This is a genomic window from Streptococcus sp. AS14 (assembly GCF_000286495.1).
GTDB lineage: Bacteria > Bacillota > Bacilli > Lactobacillales > Streptococcaceae > Streptococcus > Streptococcus sanguinis_P.
This window is the reverse complement of record NZ_ALKI01000002.1, coordinates 113,474-131,241: the sequence shown is the minus strand read 5'-3', so window position 1 is coordinate 131,241 and position 17,768 is coordinate 113,474. Positions and strand designations below refer to the sequence as shown.

Sequence of the window (17,768 nt, the reverse complement as noted above, 5' to 3'; positions counted from 1 at the left end):
TTTTTTAAATTTTAAAAAAATCTGAGGAGATTGTGCGAAAATCACAAAGAAACCTGGATTTCTCCAAGTTTCTTAATGAAATATCATGTGACGGATTTGAGCCAAATCTTCCAAATCCAAGTCATTTTTTAAATAATAGATAGGAACTTGCTGGGTCTGATGAATAGGATTGTTGGTGATGATGAGGTCATAATTTCTGGTAAGGTCGTAGGATTCAATCGTAATAAAGCGATTGTACTCTAAATAGCGTCTTAAAATGGCTGTCATTCTAGAAACAACGATAAAGCTATCTGTCAAGTCCATGCCTATCTTGATGACCTGCCCGTCATTTTCAGCAATGTACTCCATCAGCTGGAGCCATTCCCACAACACCTTTTTATCCAGAGATGTTCCCTGCCGGAAAATAGGCAGTTTACTAAAAATAGTGTCTGCCACTTGTCGATAATCGTATTCGCTCCATAAGTAAGGATGGCGCAATTCCAGAGCGTGCTTGTATTTGTCTTGCAAGAGATAGCCTCGGAAAAGAAAGACGCGGGCGCAGAGCTGACTGAGTTCGTAGGTCACTTGGTCTTCAATGTAGTCCCCTAGCAAGTCCTGAGATTTCATCTCTTGAATGAGTTGCGTAATCAGACTGGCAATTTCACCGCCAAAGCCCAGTATATATTCCATGGTGTGCAGGGGTAAAATCCGATGGGAAAGCAGAAATGAAAAGAAAATCATCATTTCGCCATCTTCGAGACTCAGGGTGATGTGCTGCCCGGCAAAGAAATCATTTGCTCGGCGATGCAAGCGTTGATAGAAGATGTTTTCAAAATAGCCCTGCATTTTCTGCTCGATGTTTTGGAATTGACAGGCATTGACTCTTAGGCGCTGTTGGGTGATATGTGCCCAAAGGGCCAAGTCCAATCGCTGACCTTGAGAGAGTTGGGCTCCGCAGAGTTCTTCTAAGACGGCAACTTCCTGCCTTCTTTCTGATTTTTGAAGTTCTTTTTCCCAATCTTGACTAGACCAAACCTTGCGAAAGAGGCAGAAATAAAAATAGCGGATCTGGTGTTCAGGCCCTTTCAGGCGGCCATTTTGGATAGATAGCTCAAACTCTGATAAAATTTGATTTAGCCCAGATATATGGCGGCCAAGTGTTGCTTCACTGATCATCAGCTCCTGAGCTAATTGATGGGCTAAAAACTGCTGATGATAGAGCAGGTAGTTTAAAATCTGGTATTTGATAGCATTGCCCAAAAAGAGTCTGCGAATGTCGCGACCTTTGGTATCCGGTCCGACAGACAGACTGAGCGTTTCGTCCTGAAGATGGATGGATAAGGCTGCATGATGGTCCATAGCCTTGTCGTTAATCAAGCTAATGTACTTGGTCAAGGTTGCCTTCGAGAATCCTGTTTCTGACATGACGTCCTTCAAACTGGATGTAGAATGCTGCTGTAAATAAGACAGGACAATAAACTGCCCCGCTTCACTCTTTTCCATTAAGTCTGCAAGATACATACGAAAACCCTCTCAATTCACTAATCTTAGCTTATCACAAAAGGGAAAAAAGACGAAGCAATGTGCTTTATTTTTTCTTATCGTTGTCTAAGGAAATAATAAACTGAAACAATCTGTCATCATGTCTATCTTAATTCGCCATTCCATTCCTTTTGAACAAGCGTAAGAAGAGCAAATTATCACACTTTTTTGCTTTGGGTCTGATAGATTTTTTATGGTATAATTGTAGAAAAATGACTATGAGGGAGCAGATATGGATAATGTGATTGATTTGTCTATCCCAGTGGCAGAAGTGATTGAGAAGCAGCCAGAGGTTTTGGATGTTTTGGTCGAGTTGGGCTTTACGCCTCTGGCCAATCCCGTTATGCGCAATACAGTCGGGCGCGTGGTTTCTATCAAAAAAGGTGCTGGTATGAACGGCATTGACCTTAATAAAATCAAGCAAACTCTGGAATTAAACGGCTATGAAGTGGTGGGGATTTAGGCATGGCTACTGAACGCATTGAAGTCCTCAAGTCAATCTTGCTGGACCTACATAATGGAGCTTCGGCAGAATCTGTTCAGGAGCTTTTCAACAAGCATTTTGCTGGCGTGTCCGCTATCGAAATCAGCCTGATGGAGCATGAGCTGATGAACTCGGATACGGGAGTGACCTTCGAAGATGTCATGTCCCTCTGCAATGTCCATGCTAACCTCTTTAAAGGTGCCATTCAGGATGTGGAGGTAGCTGATACCGACCATCCAGGCCATCCTGTTCAGATTTTTAAGCAGGAAAATCTAGCGCTGCGGGCTGCCCTTATGCGGGTTCGAAGACTCCTATCTACCTATGAAAGCACAGAAGATGAGGAGCTTCTTCCTGAAATCCGCAAGGGACTCCAGCGCCAGCTGGGTTTGGTGGGGCAGTTTGATATCCACTATCAGCGCAAGGAAGAGCTCATGTTTCCCATCATGGAGAGCTACGGCCATGATTCGCCGCCCAAGGTCATGTGGGGGGTGGATGACCAGATTCGAGACCTTTTCCAAGAGGCTAAGATTGCTGCAGAGCAGCTACCGGATACTTCGATTGAGGAAGTCAAGGAAAAGTTTGAGACTTTTGCGGCTGAGTTTGAAGCTATGATCTTCAAGGAAGAGTCTATCCTTCTTATGATTCTCCTCGAATCCTTTACTCAGGATGACTGGCTCAAGATTGCTGAGGAGAGCGATGCTTATGGCTATGCTATCATCAAGCCGACGGAGAAATGGATTCCTGCGCGACATTCATTCTCGGAGGAGGAAGCTGGGGATGCTGCTGATGAAGGAAGCGAAGCGCCAGCCAGTATAGAACAGACTAGTGATGGCAGGTTTCAGCAGGTCATTGATACGCCGGATGGTCAGATCACCATTTCCTTTAAGCCCAAGGAAAAGAAGGAGCAAACCTTTAATCGGGAGACCCAGCAGCCTTTTGGTCATGGCTATCTGTCGGTGGCGGAGGCCAATCTGATTTTGGACCATCTGCCCATGGAGATTACCTTTGTCAATAAGGACGATATTTTCCAGTACTATAATGATAGTGTGCCTGCAGATGAGATGATTTTCAAGCGGACGCTTTCCCAGATAGGGCGCAATGTCGAGCTCTGCCACCCGCCCAAGTTTTTGGATAAGGTGCGGCGGATTTTCAAGGCTCTGCGCGATGGAGAGCGGGACAAGTTTGAGATGTGGTTCAAGTCGGAATCGCGGGGCAAGTTTGTTCATGTGACCTATGCGGCGGTGCGGGATGAGGCTGGTGAATTTCAAGGGGTGCTGGAGTATGTACAGGACATTCAGCCCTTCCGTGACATTGACAGTGATTTTTACCGAGATTTGGACTAGGTATTTGCAGTTAGAAAGTGAGAAAAATGAGTTACGAACAAGAATTTTTACAGGAGTTTGAAGCTTGGGTCAAGACCCAGGTCATGATTAACGAGATGGCCCTCAAGGAGAGTCAGGCAGTCTACGAGGCGGACCAGGATGAGCGGGCTAAGGAAGCAGCCATCCGCTATGAAAGTCGTCTCGATGCTTACCAGTTCCTTTTGGGGAAATTCGCCAACTATCAGGCGGGCAAGGGATTTCATGACCTGCCAGACGGACTTTTGGGTGAGAGAAATTATTGATTTTTCGCTGGAAAGGTGATAGAATAAGTTCATCAGAGGTGTTTTGAGTCAAGCATTTTACAGAAAGTGGCGGTGCTGAGAAGTCCACAAATGTGTCAAAGCTGGTTGCTGATGAGATGAAAAATTGAAATAAAAGTGTCTTTGTATTTACTTCAAAGACGAAAGTTGCGGGCAACTGCCCGAAATTGGGTGGTACCGCGGATATTGATTCGTCCCTGTCATGGATATGGCAGGGACTTTTTTTATGGAAAGTGAGGTAGGAAGATGGAGCAAGTACAGGCGTTAATTAAAGAATTACGGATAATAAATAAAATGATTTATTTGAATAGAGAGTTTCAAAATAAAAATATAGTTACTATAAAATCTGAAATGATCCTCCGGAATATACTAGCTTCTATTATCAAATCTTCTAATTATATAATAAATAATCAAAAAAACATATTACAAAATATGATATCCATTAGATTTATTTTTGAAGGTTTGATTACATTGATTCTCTTGATTCAAGATGAAAAGTATGTGTTTAAACTATACTATGATTTGCTCTCCAGTGAAAGAAAAAATATAGAGTACAGAAAAAATCAATTAGAACAAGAGATTAAAGTCTTAGAAAACTCAGCTGGTAAGTTTTCTAAAAATATTGAAGTAACGAGTATGATAAACTTAGAAGAAATCCCTAGACAAGAAGAAATAGATTTAGAGTTTTTTAGAGAGATAATTCGGGATAATTTCTTTATTCATACATCGTATAACGATTTATATAAAAATGGATTAAACTTTCAAATTTATTGTTTAAAGGAGGAAGGCATTCCATTTTACGATAAAGAATTAAAGAAACTCGATGACGAAGAAGTTATATTTTTTCAAGATTTAAAAAGTCATGCAAAATTATTCAAAAATAAAAGTAAGGAAGAAATACAGAAAGAGTTTAAAAAAACTCGAATCAATTGGAGAGAGAAAGCAAAACAAGCTAATTTAGAAAACGAATATGACTACATATACGGATTTTCTAGTAGTTTAAGTCATTTTAGTGGATACTCATTGTTAACAAGTAGTACTTATGATCCACTAGAAGAGGAAATGATACTACGTAGACTTGAAATTTATTTAGAAAATATTAAAAATAATATAAATTATTATATAGAAAAGTATCAACTACTTCCTTATAGTATACTTTATATTACCAACGAAGAGAAGGACAACTAAAATGAAAGAACTTTCACCTAAATACAATCCAGCCGAGGTTGAGGCTGGTCGTTACCAAAAATGGCTTGATGCTGATGTTTTCAAGCCTTCAGGAGATAAAAAGGCTAAGCCTTATTCGATTGTGATTCCACCACCAAACGTAACTGGGAAACTTCACCTTGGTCACGCCTGGGATACGACCTTGCAGGATATCATCATCCGTCAGAAGCGTATGCAAGGCTTCGATACACTTTGGCTTCCTGGCATGGACCACGCGGGTATTGCGACTCAGGCTAAGGTCGAGGAGCGCTTGCGGGAGCAAGGCATTTCCCGCTATGACCTGGGTCGTGAAAAATTCCTAGATAAAGTCTGGGAATGGAAAGACGAATACGCGACAACCATCAAGGAGCAATGGGGCAAGATGGGCCTCTCTGTGGACTATTCTCGTGAGCGTTTCACTCTTGATGAAGGTCTATCAAAAGCCGTCCGCAAGGTCTTTGTCGAGCTTTACAAGAAAGGCTGGATCTACCGTGGTGAGTTTATCATCAACTGGGACCCAGCAGCTCGCACAGCCCTTTCTGATATCGAGGTGATCCATAAGGACGTGGAAGGTGCCTTCTACCACATGAACTACATGCTTGAAGACGGCTCACGCGCCCTTGAAGTTGCGACAACTCGTCCTGAGACTATGTTTGGGGATGTTGCGGTTGCAGTCAATCCAGAAGACCCACGTTACAAAGACTTGATTGGACAAAACGTTATCCTTCCAATCGCTAATAAACTCATCCCAATCGTTGGAGATGAGCACGCAGATCCTGAGTTTGGTACAGGTGTCGTGAAAATCACGCCTGCCCACGATCCAAACGACTTCTTGGTTGGTCAACGCCATAACTTGCCACAAATTAACGTTATGAACGACGACGGAACCATGAATGACTTGGCCTTTGAATTTGCAGGGTTAGACCGTTTCGAAGCCCGCAAAGCGGTTGTCAATAAACTGGAAGAAATCGGTGCTCTGGTTAAAATCAAAAAACGTGTCCACAGTGTTGGTCACTCAGAGCGGACAGGAGTTATGGTTGAGCCGCGTTTGTCTACGCAATGGTTCGTCAAGATGGACCAATTGGCGAAGAATGCTATTGCCAACCAAGACACAGAGGACAAGGTAGAATTTTACCCACCTCGTTTCAATGATACCTTCCTCCAATGGATGGAAAATGTCCACGACTGGGTTATCTCTCGGCAGCTCTGGTGGGGGCACCAAATACCTGCTTGGTACAATGGAAATGGCGAAATTTATGTGGGCGAAGAAGCGCCAGAAGGTGACGGATGGACGCAAGACGAAGACGTCTTGGATACTTGGTTCAGTTCAGCCCTTTGGCCCTTCTCAACCATGGGCTGGCCGGATGTCGACTCAGAGGACTTCAAACGTTACTTCCCAACTTCAACCTTGGTAACAGGTTACGACATCATCTTCTTCTGGGTGTCTCGTATGATCTTCCAATCATTGGAATTCACTGGCCGTCAGCCATTCCAAAACGTTCTTATCCACGGTCTTATCCGTGACGAGCAAGGACGTAAGATGTCTAAATCTCTCGGTAATGGGATTGATCCAATGGATGTCATCGAGAAATACGGTGCCGATGCCCTGCGTTGGTTCCTATCAAACGGCTCTGCCCCTGGACAAGACGTCCGCTTCTCTTACGAGAAAATGGATGCTTCTTGGAACTTCATTAACAAAATCTGGAACATTTCCCGCTATATCCTCATGAACAATGAAGGCTTGACGCTGGATGCGGCGCGTGAGGATGTCGCTCAGGTGGCGGCTGGTCAGGCAGGTAATGTCACTGACCGCTGGATTCTCCACAACCTCAATGAAACCATTGGCAAGGTCACTGAGAACTTCGATAAGTTTGAATTTGGTGTAGCTGGACACATTCTCTACAACTTCATTTGGGATGAATTTGCCGACTGGTATGTGGAGCTGACTAAGGAAGTGCTTTACAGCGATAATGAAGACGAGAAAGTCATCACTCGCTCTGTCCTCCTTTACACGCTGGACCAAATCCTGCGTCTGCTTCACCCAATCATGCCTTTCGTGACCGAGGAAATCTTTGGTCAAATCTCAGAAGGCACCATTGTGACAGCGGCTTATCCAGTAGTTCGTCCAGAGTTTGAAAATGCCGAGGCAGCAGCTGGCGTGGAAGCCCTCAAGGATCTGATCCGTTCGGTGCGCAATAGCAGAGCTGAGGTCAATGTGGCGCCAAGCAAGCCGATTACCATCTTGATTAAGATGACAGACAGCGCGCTGGAAACCTTCTTCAAGGATAATATCAACTATATCAAGCGCTTCACCAATCCTGAGCATTTGGAAATCGCAGCAGACCTTGCTGTTCCAGAGCTGGTCATGTCCAGTATCATCACAGGCGCAGAAATCTACTTGCCGCTGGCAGACCTCCTCAATATTGAGGAAGAACTGGCTCGTCTCGAAAAAGAACTAGCCAAATGGCAGAAAGAACTGGATATGGTTGGCAAGAAACTCTCTAACGAACGCTTCGTAGCCAACGCCAAACCAGAAGTCGTCCAAAAAGAACGCGACAAACAAGCCGACTACCAAGCCAAGTACGACGCGACCGTAGAGCGTATTGAGGAAATGAAGAAGTTGGTGGGATAAAGCTGGCAACATGTATTTTTTAGAAAAAGGAGAAAAATTTAAATGAATCTTAAAAATGTAGTAGAAATATTGGCCGGTTTTATTACATACGGGATACCTGTTTTATCATTTTTATGGCAAATAAAAAGTGACTTTACTGATAAGAAACAGATAGAATCAATTGTATCTAATTACAATTATCAAAACAATTCAAATTTTGACTTCAAGGATATAAATATTCAAAATGGTTACATTCAAGTTAATAATCCACAGAATATAAATATAGAACTAAAGAATGAGCTTGATAAATTTGAGGAGGAAATATTAGAAGATAAAAAATTTTTATCAGACAATTTATACATAATATCTTTTTTGATTATTTCCTTTATTTTTATTTTCAATTTAATTATTAATGATTGGAGTGGTTTCGAAAATATATCTTCGGTTTGGGAAACAAATATAATTAAAGATAATCTAGTTTTATCGTTTGATTCAACTTTGAAGCAAGTGTTATTAATGGTTTTAATCTATATTATTTTAGTAGTTATTAAGTACTTGCTAGATAAGCAAAGTCTCATCAAAACTTTAGGGTTTATATTAGCTTTCGTTTTATACTTATTTACTTATTTAGAGATTAAGGACGGTTTTATACAGATTTTTAAATATCCTATTATTTTATCTGATTTCTCAATGTTTATTTCATTGCCTGTAGCATTAATTGCTCTTTCCTTTTTGTTCTTTAGTCTGAAAACTCTAATTGAAAGATTATGCAGTTTGATTTTAGTATACAAGTCCAAAATGAAAACAACACTTATTAACACCATTTCTTCTATAAGTGTAGTTATAGCTCCAATATTTATTCTTGTTATAAAATTTATATTTAAATAATAATTACCAATTATTTTGGTGTAGTATATAAATGTATACAATAGTAATAAATAAAGGATTGAGAAATGTAATATCAACCTTAATTGATGAAAAGAATAGATTTTTTATTATTGTACTATCTTTAGTATTTTCATAGAAAAATCAATATTTTAGAAAACAGGTTACTACATGCCAAATCCTGCAAGTTCAAACCGCACTGAGAAGTAAAACATTGCAGCCTTCCTTTCAGACTTTTTGGGTGAATTGAGTTGGGATTTTAACAGACCGAGAATTCCGACTGATGTAGGCTAATTAGTTTATTAGTATGTCCGGATATATCAATTAGATCATTCATACACTCAGCTGGATTATTGTGATATCCACAATGTTCAGCCAGAGAACATTCCAACTAGGCATTTGGAGACTACTATGAAAGTCTCTACTTTATTATAAACTCCCACAACCAAGTTCAGTTTCATCTGAGCTTGGTTTTTCTATCCCTCCCCCTTTCATCCCTCACCGACTTAATACTTTCTTTTAAGCCTTAAAAATGATAAAATAAGACAAACAAACTATAGGAGAACATAATGACTAAAGCAAATTTTGGTGTTGTTGGTATGGCTGTTATGGGCCGTAACCTTGCCCTAAATATCGAATCTCGTGGCTACACAGTTGCCATTTATAATCGCTCAGCAAACAAGACAGAGGACGTCATTGCCTCTCATCCTGAGAAGAACTTTGTGCCAAGCTATGATGTAGAGTCTTTTGTGAACTCTATCGAAAAGCCACGTCGGATTATGCTGATGGTTCAAGCTGGTCCTGGTACAGATGCGACTATTCAGGCCTTGCTTCCTCACTTGGATAAGGGCGATATTCTGATTGACGGCGGGAATACTTTCTACAAGGATACTATTCGCCGTAATGAAGAGTTGGCTAACTCTGGTATCAATTTCATCGGTACAGGTGTTTCTGGTGGTGAAAAGGGCGCATTGGAAGGGCCATCTATCATGCCGGGTGGTCAAAAAGAAGCTTATGAGTTGGTAGCGGATGTCTTGGAAGAAATCTCTGCTAAAGCTCCTGAAGACGGTGCACCATGTGTGACCTATATCGGTCCTGATGGCGCTGGTCACTATGTAAAAATGGTCCATAACGGAATTGAATATGGAGATATGCAGCTTATCGCTGAGAGTTATGACCTTATGCAGCACTTGCTGGGCCTTTCAGCTAGTGAAATGGCAGATATCTTCACAGAGTGGAACAAAGGCGAACTGGACAGCTATCTGATTGAGATTACAGCGGATATCTTGACACGCAAGGACGATGAAGGTCAAGATGGTCCAATCGTTGACTACATTCTGGATGCAGCTGGCAATAAGGGAACTGGTAAGTGGACCAGTCAATCTTCTTTGGATTTAGGTGTGCCACTGCCATTGATTACAGAGTCAGTCTTTGCGCGTTACATTTCTACCTATAAAGATGAGCGTGTGACTGCCAGCAAGGTATTGCCAAAACCAGCTGCTTTCACCTTTGAGGGAGATAAGGCGGAGTTGATTGAAAAGATCCGTCAGGCTCTTTACTTCTCAAAAATCATGTCTTATGCTCAAGGATTTGCTCAGTTGCGTGTAGCTTCTAAGGAAAATAATTGGAATCTGCCGTTCGGAGAGATTGCTTCTATCTGGCGTGCTGGCTGTATCATCCGTGCCCGCTTCCTTCAAAAGATTACAGATGCTTATGGCCGTGATGCTGATCTAGCAAACCTGCTCTTGGATGAATACTTTATGGATATTACGGCTAAGTACCAGCAGGCAGTCCGTGATGTTGTCAGCTTGGCTGTGCAAGCAGGTGTACCAGTCCCAACTTTCTCCAGTGCCATTGCTTACTTTGATAGCTACCGTGCGGAAAATCTGCCAGCGAATCTGATTCAGGCACAGCGTGATTACTTTGGTGCTCATACATATAACCGTAAAGACAAAGAAGGTACCTACCACTATTCTTGGTACGACGAAAAATAGGATAGGCCTATGGCAAAGCGAATTTTACTAGTAGAAAATGAAAAAAATCTTGCCCGATTTGTGAGTTTGGAACTGCAAAAGGAAAGCTTTCTTGTAGATTTGGCTGAGACTGGTCAAGAGGGACTGGCTTTGGCTAAAGATGTGGATTATGACTTGCTCTTGCTCAACTATGATCTTCAAGATATGACTGCCAGCGATTTTGCTCAGCAGCTGAGCTTGATTAAGCCAGCGTCCGTCATTATCGTTCTGGCTAGTCGCGAAGAGATTGCAGATCAGCGGGAAGCAATCCAGCATTTTGCTGTTTCCTACGTAGTCAAGCCTTTCATTATCAGTGATTTAGTGGAGCGTGTCTCCATCATTTTCCGCGGTCGTGACTTTATCGACCAGCACTGCAGCCTCTTAAAAATTCCGACCTCTTACAGGAATCTGCGAGTGGATATTAAAAATCACACAGTTTACCGTGGCGAGGAAGTTATTGCGCTGACGCGGCGGGAGTACGATCTGCTGGTAACCCTGATGGGCAGCAATAAGGTCATGAGCCGTGAGCAGCTGCTGGAGCGTGTCTGGAAGTACGAGAGTGCAACGGAGACCAACGTTGTAGATGTTTATATTCGTTATCTGCGCAGTAAAATTGATGTGGAGGGGCAGCCAAGCTATATCAAAACCGTTCGCGGTATTGGTTATGCCATGCAAGAATAGAAAATTAAAGACTCTGTTCTCCTTAGGAGACGGAGTTTTTTTGCTCTTGTTATAGTATAGATAGGAGAACTAATGGGATTTTTCTAACTATTTTATGCAATCGTTTTCGTTTGAATATAGCAAAAATATAACTCTTGAAGAGAAAATTCAGTATTTTAGGTGCAAAAAAAGAGAAAATTTTTTTATAAAAGCCTTTACAAAATAAAAAATCGTGCTATAATAGATGTATCGATATGCAAACGATTTCACAAAAAGGAGTGGTTTGCAAAAAATATAAGGAGGTCTGAATGATGAAAGATTCATTCAAGAACATTTTTAGCTTTGAATTTTGGCAAAAATTCGGTAAAGCTTTGATGGTGGTCGTTGCTGTTATGCCGGCAGCAGGACTGATGATTAGTATCGGTAAGTCTATCCCGATGATTAATCCAAATCTAGGTGTTTTAGTCACTACTGGTGGTGTTTTAGAGCAGATTGGTTGGGGGGTTATTGGTAACCTGCATATCCTCTTTGCTTTGGCTATCGGTGGAAGCTGGGCAAAAGAACGCGCAGGCGGTGCCTTCGCAGCAGGTCTGTCCTTTATCCTGATTAACCGTATCACTGGTGTTATGTTTGGTGTTACCAGCGATATGCTCTCAGATAAGGCTGCTGTAGTTAAAACAATGTTTGGTGCATCTATTAAGGTTTCTGATTATTTCATTAGCGTTCTAGAGTCACCAGCTCTGAACATGGGTGTATTTGTCGGAATTATTGCTGGTTTTGTTGGAGCGACAGCTTATAACAAATACTACAATTTCCGTAAATTGCCAGATGCCTTGTCATTCTTCAATGGTAAGCGTTTTGTACCTTTCGTTGTTATCTTGCGCTCAGTAATCGTAGCAATTGTTTTGTCATTCGTATGGCCAGTTGTTCAATCAGGTATCAACAGCTTTGGTATTTGGATTGCTAACTCACAAGATACTGCACCAGTTTTGGCACCATTCATCTATGGTACTTTGGAACGTCTCTTGCTTCCATTTGGTTTGCACCACATGTTGACCATTCCAATGAACTACACAGAACTAGGTGGTGTTTATCACGTTATTACTGGTTCTGGTGCGGGAACAACTGTAGCTGGTCAAGACCCTCTATGGTTGGCTTGGGTAACTGACTTGGTTGGTACGAAATCAGCTGATCCTTCTACTTACCAACACTTGCTTGATACAGTTCATCCAGCTCGATTCAAAGTTGGTCAGATGATTGGTTCATTCGGTATCCTTATGGGGGTAGCGGCAGCTATCTATCACAATGTGGATGCTGACAAGAAGCACAAATACAAAGGTATGATGATTGCGACTGCTTTGGCAACCTTCTTGACAGGGGTTACTGAACCAATCGAGTACATGTTCATGTTTGTTGCAACACCACTGTATATCATTTATGCATTTGTACAAGGTGCTGCGTTTGCAATGGCTGACATCGTTAACCTTCGTGTGCACTCATTCGGTTCTATCGAATTCTTGACCCGTACTCCTATGGCCATCAATGCTGGCTTGGGAATGGATATCATCAACTTCATCTGGGTAACTATCCTCTTTGGTGTTGTGATGTACCTCATTTCTAACTTCATGATCAAGAAGTTCAACTATGCAACTCCAGGACGTAACGGTAACTATGAAACAGCAGATGGTTCAGATGAAGCTTCTTCATCAGAGTCAACCGGCGGTAAAGTTGCTGAAGCTTCTCAAGCAGTAAATGTTATCAATCTTCTGGGTGGTCGTGCTAATATCGTAGATGTAGATGCATGTATGACTCGTCTGCGTGTGACTGTCAAAGATGCTGAAAAAGTTGGAACAGAAGAACAGTGGAAAGCTGAAGGCGCTATGGGCTTGGTTATGAAAGGTCAAGGCGTTCAGGCTATCTACGGACCAAAAGCTGATGTTCTCAAATCTGATATTCAAGACTTGTTGGATTCTGGTGAAGTGATTCCTGAAACACTTCCTAGCCAAAAAGCAGAATCAGCAGCTGCCGAAGTTACTTACAAAGGTGTGACTGAGGAAGTTGAAACTGTTGCGGACGGTCAAGTCATTGACTTGGTAAATGTTAAAGATCCAGTATTTTCACAAAAAATGATGGGTGACGGATTTGCAGTTGAGCCTGAAAATGGTAAGATTTATTCACCAGTTGCTGGTACAGTAACTAGCGTCTTCCCTAGCAAGCACGCTATCGGTCTTGTGACAGATAACGGCTTAGAAGTCTTGGTACATATTGGTTTGGAAACTGTTAGCCTTGAAGGTAAACCTTTCGAAGTTCATGTTTCAGAAGGTCAAAAAGTTGCAGCTGGAGATCTTCTAGTCACGGCTGACTTGGAAGCAATCAAGGAAGCAGGACGTGAAACTTCAACAATCGTAGTCTTCACAAATGCAGCAGCTATCAAGTCTGTAACAGTAGAAAAACTTGGTCAAGCATCTGCTAAGACAGTTGTTGCTAAGGTTGAATTGTAATATAGAAAAGAGAAATCATGGCAAAATTCCTGACATTAAATACTCATAGTTGGATGGAAGAAGAGCAAGAAACCAAGCTTAATCAGCTTGCAGAACGCATTCTTCAAGAAAAATATGACGTCATTTGCCTGCAGGAAGTCAATCAATTAACGGAGTCTGAACAGGTTGTTCAGGCTCCTTTCTATCAGGCGGTTGAGGGCGCAATTGAGATCCATCAAGACCATTTTGCCCTTTGTTTGGTAGAAAAATTGGCTGAGGCAGGACTGGACTATCATTGGTCCTGGGCCTATAATCATATTGGGTTTGATATTTATAACGAAGGAGTGGCAATCCTATCTAGAAATCCTATGGCTCCTAGAGAAGTTCTGGTATCAGAGGCTAATGATCCTACGGATTATCATACTCGTAAGGTCTTGCTAGCCGAGACTGAGGTAGAAGGCCAATTGCTGACAATTGCCTCCTGCCATCTGTCTTGGTGGGACAAAGGCTTCCAGGGGGAATGGGCTAAGCTTGAAGAAGAGCTGCTAAAAGCAGAAACTCCTCTGGTCCTCATGGGCGATTTCAACAATCCAGTCGGTCAACAAGGCTACCAGACTATCTTAGCCAGTCCACTGAAGCTGCAGGATAGCCATACTGCTGCAAAAGAAGCTATCGGAGAGGCGACAGTAGAAGGGACTATTGCAGGCTGGGATGATAATAAACACGCTCTGAAGATAGACTATGTTTTCACTAGTCAAGGGATGGATGTTGAGCGCTCCGCTGTTGTTTTTGACGGGAAAGAAACCCCTGTTGTCAGTGACCACTTTGGTTTAGAAGTGCAAGTGGCATTATAGAAGTAAAAAGATGAGGCAAGACTGTGAATGCAACAGGTTTGCCTCTCTTTTTCTTTTTGATAAACATATTTTTAGAGCAAAATGGTGAAATATTACCCTCCAAACGGCTGTCTTTTGTTATTCTTGAAAACGTGTTATAATGAAGTATTAGGATTCTAGGAGGAAATGGTATGCGTTGTCCGAAATGTGGTGGGAATAAATCAAGTGTAGTTGATAGCAGACAGGCAGAAGATGGGAATACAATCCGCCGTCGCCGTGAGTGTGAGGAATGTCAACACCGCTTTACGACATACGAGCGCGTTGAAGAGAGAACCCTAGTGGTTGTCAAAAAGGACGGGACGCGTGAGCAATTTTCTCGGGATAAGATTTTTAACGGTATTATTCGCTCCGCTCAAAAGCGGCCAGTATCTAGTGACGAAATAGAGGAGATTGTCAACCGAATCGAGCAAAAGGTCCGCAGTCAGAGCGACAATGAAATCAATAGTGAGTATATTGGATCCTTAGTCATGGATGAACTGGCAGATCTGGATGAAATCACCTACGTTCGTTTCGCCAGTGTTTACCGGAGTTTCAAGGATGTGGGCGAGCTGGAAAGCCTGCTCAAGCAGATTACCAAGGGGTCCAAGAAGAAAAAGGACAAATAAATGAAACCAAACCATCAGTTTTCTTTCTTGCGCAATAATGCAGTCAGCCCAGATATTGCTGTCTTGACCAAGCTCTATTTGCCGATTTTAGGGAGAGAAGCGATAGCACTTTATCTTTATCTGCTGTCTTTTGGGGATAATGGGCAAAAGCAGCACCTCTTCAGTCAGATTCTTAATCATTTAGATTTTGGACTTAATATTTTAGAAGAAAGTTTTGAGCGTTTAGCGGCGATTAAGCTAGTAGATCTTTATCAAACAGATGACCACTATCTGGTTCAACTCCACCCGACCTTAACGGCGGAGGAATTTTTCAGCCATAATGTGTACAGCCGGCTCTTGGAAAAGAAAATCGGAGAAGCTGCTGCAGAAGCCCTGCGACCAGAAAATCCTAGCGGAGAGAAATTGGTCAAGCCTTTTATGCAGGTGTTTGGTATGGAAGCTGAGCAGCCAAGGGCAGTGCGAAAGGCCAATGATTTTGATTTGGAGTATTTCAAGCAACGGATGGCTCAGGACAATCTTCGCTTTGCCAATGAAAAGGAAGATGTGCTAGAATTGTTTGCAATTGCTGAGCAGAAGAAGTGGACTTGGTATGAGACCTATGTCTTGGCTAGAGAAACTGCCGTTTCTCAGGTCATTTCTACCAAGCGGATGAAGCAAAAGCTAGTTCAGAAGCCAGCAGAAGGTCAGTTTTCTAAGCAAGAGCAGTCTATTATCCAAGAAGCGAAACGAACATCGCCAATGGTTTTCCTGGCAGAAATCAAAAAAACCCGTCAGGCTGCTATTACGAGGACGGAGAGAAAGCTTTTGCTAGATTTAGCTGAATTAGGCCTTTTGGACGAGGTTATCAACGTAATCTTGCTCTTGACCTTTAATAAGGTGGATTCAGCCAATCTCAATGAAAAGTATGCCCTCAAGGTAGCTAATGATTTTTCTTATCAAAAGGTGACGACAGCTGAGGAAGCAGTCTTGAGAATCCGTGAGCGCAACCAGCAGCCCCAGAACCGTCCAGCTAAATCTGGACAAGGCTCTACCAAGAGCAACGTACCTGACTGGAGTCAGCCGGATTATAAAAATGAAACGAGCGCAGAGAAGCAGGCCGAGCTAGATGAGCAGAAACGTCGGCTCTTAGCCAAACTTGAAGGAGGAGGCGAATAAATGGAGAAAATAGGACAGAATATGCCTCATATGAATAGGGTGCGACAGTTTGACTATCAGGAGCTGGTCAAGCAAATCATGGCGGACCCAGATGTGGCAGCCTTTATCCAGCAGGAAAAGCTGACCCAAGCTGAGATTCAGCGCAGTGTCTCCAAGTTTAACCAGTATATTACGGAGCGCAATCGCTTTTTGCTGGGGGACGAGACCTATATTGCTAAGGGGTATAAGCCAATCTTGGTGAAAAATGAAGGCTATGCGGATGTTGCCTATGAAGAAACGCCTGAGTTGATTGAGCAGGAGAGACAGGAGGCCATTAGAAGCCGTCTCAATCTTATCAGTCTACCAGCCAGCCTCAAAGAAGCTAGTCTAGCTCAGGTGGATCTGGATGATGTTGGCCGCTACAAAGCTTTTGAACTGTTGACCAACTTTGTTGCTGAGTTTCCTCATTATCAGAAGGCTGTTTATCTCTACGGGGATTTTGGAGTCGGAAAGAGCTACATGATGGCAGCTCTGGCGCATGATCTGTCAGAGAAGCGCAGTGTTTCAACGACTCTTCTCCATTACCCAAGCTTTGTTTTGGATGTTAAGAATGCGATCAGCTCTGGCTTGGTCAAGGATAAGATTGACCAGGTCAAGACGGCTCAAGTGCTGATTTTGGACGATATCGGTGCAGAGCAGTCTAGCCCCTGGATGCGCGATGAGATTTTGCAAGTCATTCTCCAGCACCGTATGCAGGAAAATCTGCCAACTTTCTTTACTTCTAACTTTAGTTTTGCGGATTTAGAGCGTCACTTTGCCAGCTCTAAGAATGGCGATGAGACTTGGCAGGCTAAGCGAGTTATGGAGCGGATTAAGTATCTGGCTCAGGAGGTACGCCTAGAAGGAGAGAACCGCCGATGAATGAAACGATTAACTTAATGAAATCTCATACGTCTGTTCGCCGCTTTACGGAGGAGCAGATTTCGGATAAGGAATTACGTGCTATCATTGATGCTGGGCGAGCTGCGTCCAGCTGGAAGAATTTTCAGTCCTATTCTATCATTGTGGTGCGAAGCAAAGAGAAAAAAGAAGCCCTCTTTGACTTGGTGCCTCAAGAAGCCATTAGGCAGTCTTCAGCCTTTCTGCTTTTTGTTGGTGACCTCAATCGAGCTCAAAAGGGCGTTCACATGCATACGGAAGACTTTTATCCTGAGGGAACAGAAAATCTCCTGATTAGCTCAGTAGATGCCGCTTTGGCGGGGCAAAATACCCTGTTAGCAGCTGAAAGTTTGGGTTATGGCGGGGTAATCATTGGATTGGTTCGTTATGCTGCTAGTCAAATAGCAGAGCTTTTCAAGCTGCCGGACTACACTTATCCAGTCTTTGGGATTGCTCTGGGGACTCCTAACCAGAACCATGCAGTCAAGCCACGTCTGCCTTATGAAGCAGTGGTCTTTAAGGAAGAATATCGTGAACAGGATTGTTCAACTATTCAAGCCTATGACCGCGTACAGACTGAATATGCTGGCGAGCGAGCTAAGGAAACCTGGAGTCAGCGCCTAGCTGCCCAATTTGGTCAGGAGCCTAATCAGGCTATTGACCAATTGTTCAAAGAAAAGAAATTAGAAAAATAGG

Annotated in this window: 15 protein-coding genes; 14 read left to right on the top strand and 1 reads right to left on the bottom strand. The window is 42.6% G+C overall.

The window, feature by feature from the left end; all coding sequences use genetic code 11:
• Positions 1 to 72 precede the first annotated feature (72 nt).
• Entirely contained in the window at positions 73 to 1,500 is a 1,428-nt protein-coding gene (locus tag HMPREF1150_RS09865; RefSeq protein WP_009659081.1) for a helix-turn-helix domain-containing protein, read from the bottom strand.
• Between the two features lie 253 nt (positions 1,501 to 1,753).
• Here HMPREF1150_RS09865 and HMPREF1150_RS09870 point away from each other — a divergent pair, with 253 nt between their 5' ends.
• The 14 genes from HMPREF1150_RS09870 (at position 1,754) to HMPREF1150_RS09935 (ending at position 17,767) form a co-directional block, all read left to right on the top strand.
• A complete protein-coding gene (locus tag HMPREF1150_RS09870; protein WP_002894544.1) occupies positions 1,754 to 1,984 on the top strand; it encodes a DUF1858 domain-containing protein in 231 nt (76 codons plus the stop codon).
• A gap of 2 nt (positions 1,985 to 1,986) precedes the next feature.
• Positions 1,987 to 3,348 (top strand): DUF438 domain-containing protein, encoded by a 1,362-nt coding sequence (locus HMPREF1150_RS09875; RefSeq protein ID WP_009659078.1) that lies wholly within the window; start codon positions 1,987 to 1,989, stop codon positions 3,346 to 3,348.
• A 26-nt stretch (positions 3,349 to 3,374) separates the two neighbouring features.
• Positions 3,375 to 3,629, top strand: coding sequence for a DUF1912 family protein (locus HMPREF1150_RS09880; RefSeq protein WP_002899692.1), 255 nt, complete (start codon positions 3,375 to 3,377; stop codon positions 3,627 to 3,629).
• Between the two features lie 264 nt (positions 3,630 to 3,893).
• Positions 3,894 to 4,835: a hypothetical protein gene (locus tag HMPREF1150_RS09885; RefSeq protein ID WP_009659092.1), complete on the top strand. Its 942-nt coding sequence runs from the start codon at positions 3,894 to 3,896 to the stop codon at positions 4,833 to 4,835.
• 1 nt (position 4,836) lies between these two features.
• Entirely contained in the window at positions 4,837 to 7,485 is a 2,649-nt protein-coding gene (locus HMPREF1150_RS09890; protein ID WP_009659156.1) for a valine--tRNA ligase, read from the top strand.
• 42 nt (positions 7,486 to 7,527) lie between these two features.
• Entirely contained in the window at positions 7,528 to 8,352 is an 825-nt protein-coding gene (locus HMPREF1150_RS09895; RefSeq protein WP_009659100.1) for a hypothetical protein, read from the top strand.
• Between the two features lie 566 nt (positions 8,353 to 8,918).
• A complete protein-coding gene (gene gndA, locus HMPREF1150_RS09900) occupies positions 8,919 to 10,343 on the top strand; it encodes an NADP-dependent phosphogluconate dehydrogenase (protein WP_009659165.1) in 1,425 nt (474 codons plus the stop codon).
• Between the two features lie 9 nt (positions 10,344 to 10,352).
• Complete coding sequence (locus tag HMPREF1150_RS09905) at positions 10,353 to 11,042, top strand: response regulator transcription factor (protein ID WP_009659131.1); 690 nt, start codon at positions 10,353 to 10,355, stop codon at positions 11,040 to 11,042.
• Between the two features lie 287 nt (positions 11,043 to 11,329).
• Positions 11,330 to 13,522: a PTS transporter subunit IIBC gene (locus HMPREF1150_RS09910; protein WP_009659115.1), complete on the top strand. Its 2,193-nt coding sequence runs from the start codon at positions 11,330 to 11,332 to the stop codon at positions 13,520 to 13,522.
• Between the two features lie 17 nt (positions 13,523 to 13,539).
• Entirely contained in the window at positions 13,540 to 14,355 is an 816-nt protein-coding gene (locus HMPREF1150_RS09915) for an endonuclease/exonuclease/phosphatase family protein (RefSeq protein ID WP_009659153.1), read from the top strand.
• A 170-nt stretch (positions 14,356 to 14,525) separates the two neighbouring features.
• On the top strand, positions 14,526 to 14,999 hold the full coding sequence (gene nrdR, locus HMPREF1150_RS09920; RefSeq protein WP_009659110.1) for a transcriptional regulator NrdR: 474 nt from the start codon (positions 14,526 to 14,528) through the stop codon (positions 14,997 to 14,999).
• Complete coding sequence (locus HMPREF1150_RS09925) at positions 15,000 to 16,154, top strand: DnaD domain protein (RefSeq protein ID WP_009659109.1); 1,155 nt, start codon at positions 15,000 to 15,002, stop codon at positions 16,152 to 16,154.
• Positions 16,155 to 17,054, top strand: a complete 900-nt coding sequence (dnaI, locus tag HMPREF1150_RS09930) for a primosomal protein DnaI (protein WP_009659093.1) — start codon at positions 16,155 to 16,157, stop codon at positions 17,052 to 17,054. It begins immediately after the preceding gene.
• Positions 17,051 to 17,767, top strand: a complete 717-nt coding sequence (locus HMPREF1150_RS09935) for an NADPH-dependent oxidoreductase (protein WP_009659079.1) — start codon at positions 17,051 to 17,053, stop codon at positions 17,765 to 17,767. Before dnaI ends, HMPREF1150_RS09935 begins: the two co-directional genes overlap by 4 nt.
• Position 17,768 lies beyond the last annotated feature (1 nt).

What these genes read in the sequence shown, in the direction of transcription:
- HMPREF1150_RS09910 (WP_009659115.1), top strand. Translation starts at nt 11,330, where the DNA reads ATGATGAAAGATTCATTCAAGAACATTTTTAGCTTTGAATTTTGGCAA.
- gndA (WP_009659165.1), top strand. Translation starts at nt 8,919, where the DNA reads ATGACTAAAGCAAATTTTGGTGTTGTTGGTATGGCTGTTATGGGCCGT.
- HMPREF1150_RS09935 (WP_009659079.1), top strand. Translation starts at nt 17,051, where the DNA reads ATGAATGAAACGATTAACTTAATGAAATCTCATACGTCTGTTCGCCGC.
- HMPREF1150_RS09895 (WP_009659100.1), top strand. Translation starts at nt 7,528, where the DNA reads ATGAATCTTAAAAATGTAGTAGAAATATTGGCCGGTTTTATTACATAC.
- HMPREF1150_RS09865 (WP_009659081.1), bottom strand. Translation starts at nt 1,500, where the DNA reads ATGTATCTTGCAGACTTAATGGAAAAGAGTGAAGCGGGGCAGTTTATT.
- nrdR (WP_009659110.1), top strand. Translation starts at nt 14,526, where the DNA reads ATGCGTTGTCCGAAATGTGGTGGGAATAAATCAAGTGTAGTTGATAGC.
- HMPREF1150_RS09890 (WP_009659156.1), top strand. Translation starts at nt 4,837, where the DNA reads ATGAAAGAACTTTCACCTAAATACAATCCAGCCGAGGTTGAGGCTGGT.
- HMPREF1150_RS09925 (WP_009659109.1), top strand. Translation starts at nt 15,000, where the DNA reads ATGAAACCAAACCATCAGTTTTCTTTCTTGCGCAATAATGCAGTCAGC.
- dnaI (WP_009659093.1), top strand. Translation starts at nt 16,155, where the DNA reads ATGGAGAAAATAGGACAGAATATGCCTCATATGAATAGGGTGCGACAG.
- HMPREF1150_RS09905 (WP_009659131.1), top strand. Translation starts at nt 10,353, where the DNA reads ATGGCAAAGCGAATTTTACTAGTAGAAAATGAAAAAAATCTTGCCCGA.
- HMPREF1150_RS09885 (WP_009659092.1), top strand. Translation starts at nt 3,894, where the DNA reads ATGGAGCAAGTACAGGCGTTAATTAAAGAATTACGGATAATAAATAAA.
- HMPREF1150_RS09915 (WP_009659153.1), top strand. Translation starts at nt 13,540, where the DNA reads ATGGCAAAATTCCTGACATTAAATACTCATAGTTGGATGGAAGAAGAG.
- HMPREF1150_RS09870 (WP_002894544.1), top strand. Translation starts at nt 1,754, where the DNA reads ATGGATAATGTGATTGATTTGTCTATCCCAGTGGCAGAAGTGATTGAG.
- HMPREF1150_RS09880 (WP_002899692.1), top strand. Translation starts at nt 3,375, where the DNA reads ATGAGTTACGAACAAGAATTTTTACAGGAGTTTGAAGCTTGGGTCAAG.
- HMPREF1150_RS09875 (WP_009659078.1), top strand. Translation starts at nt 1,987, where the DNA reads ATGGCTACTGAACGCATTGAAGTCCTCAAGTCAATCTTGCTGGACCTA.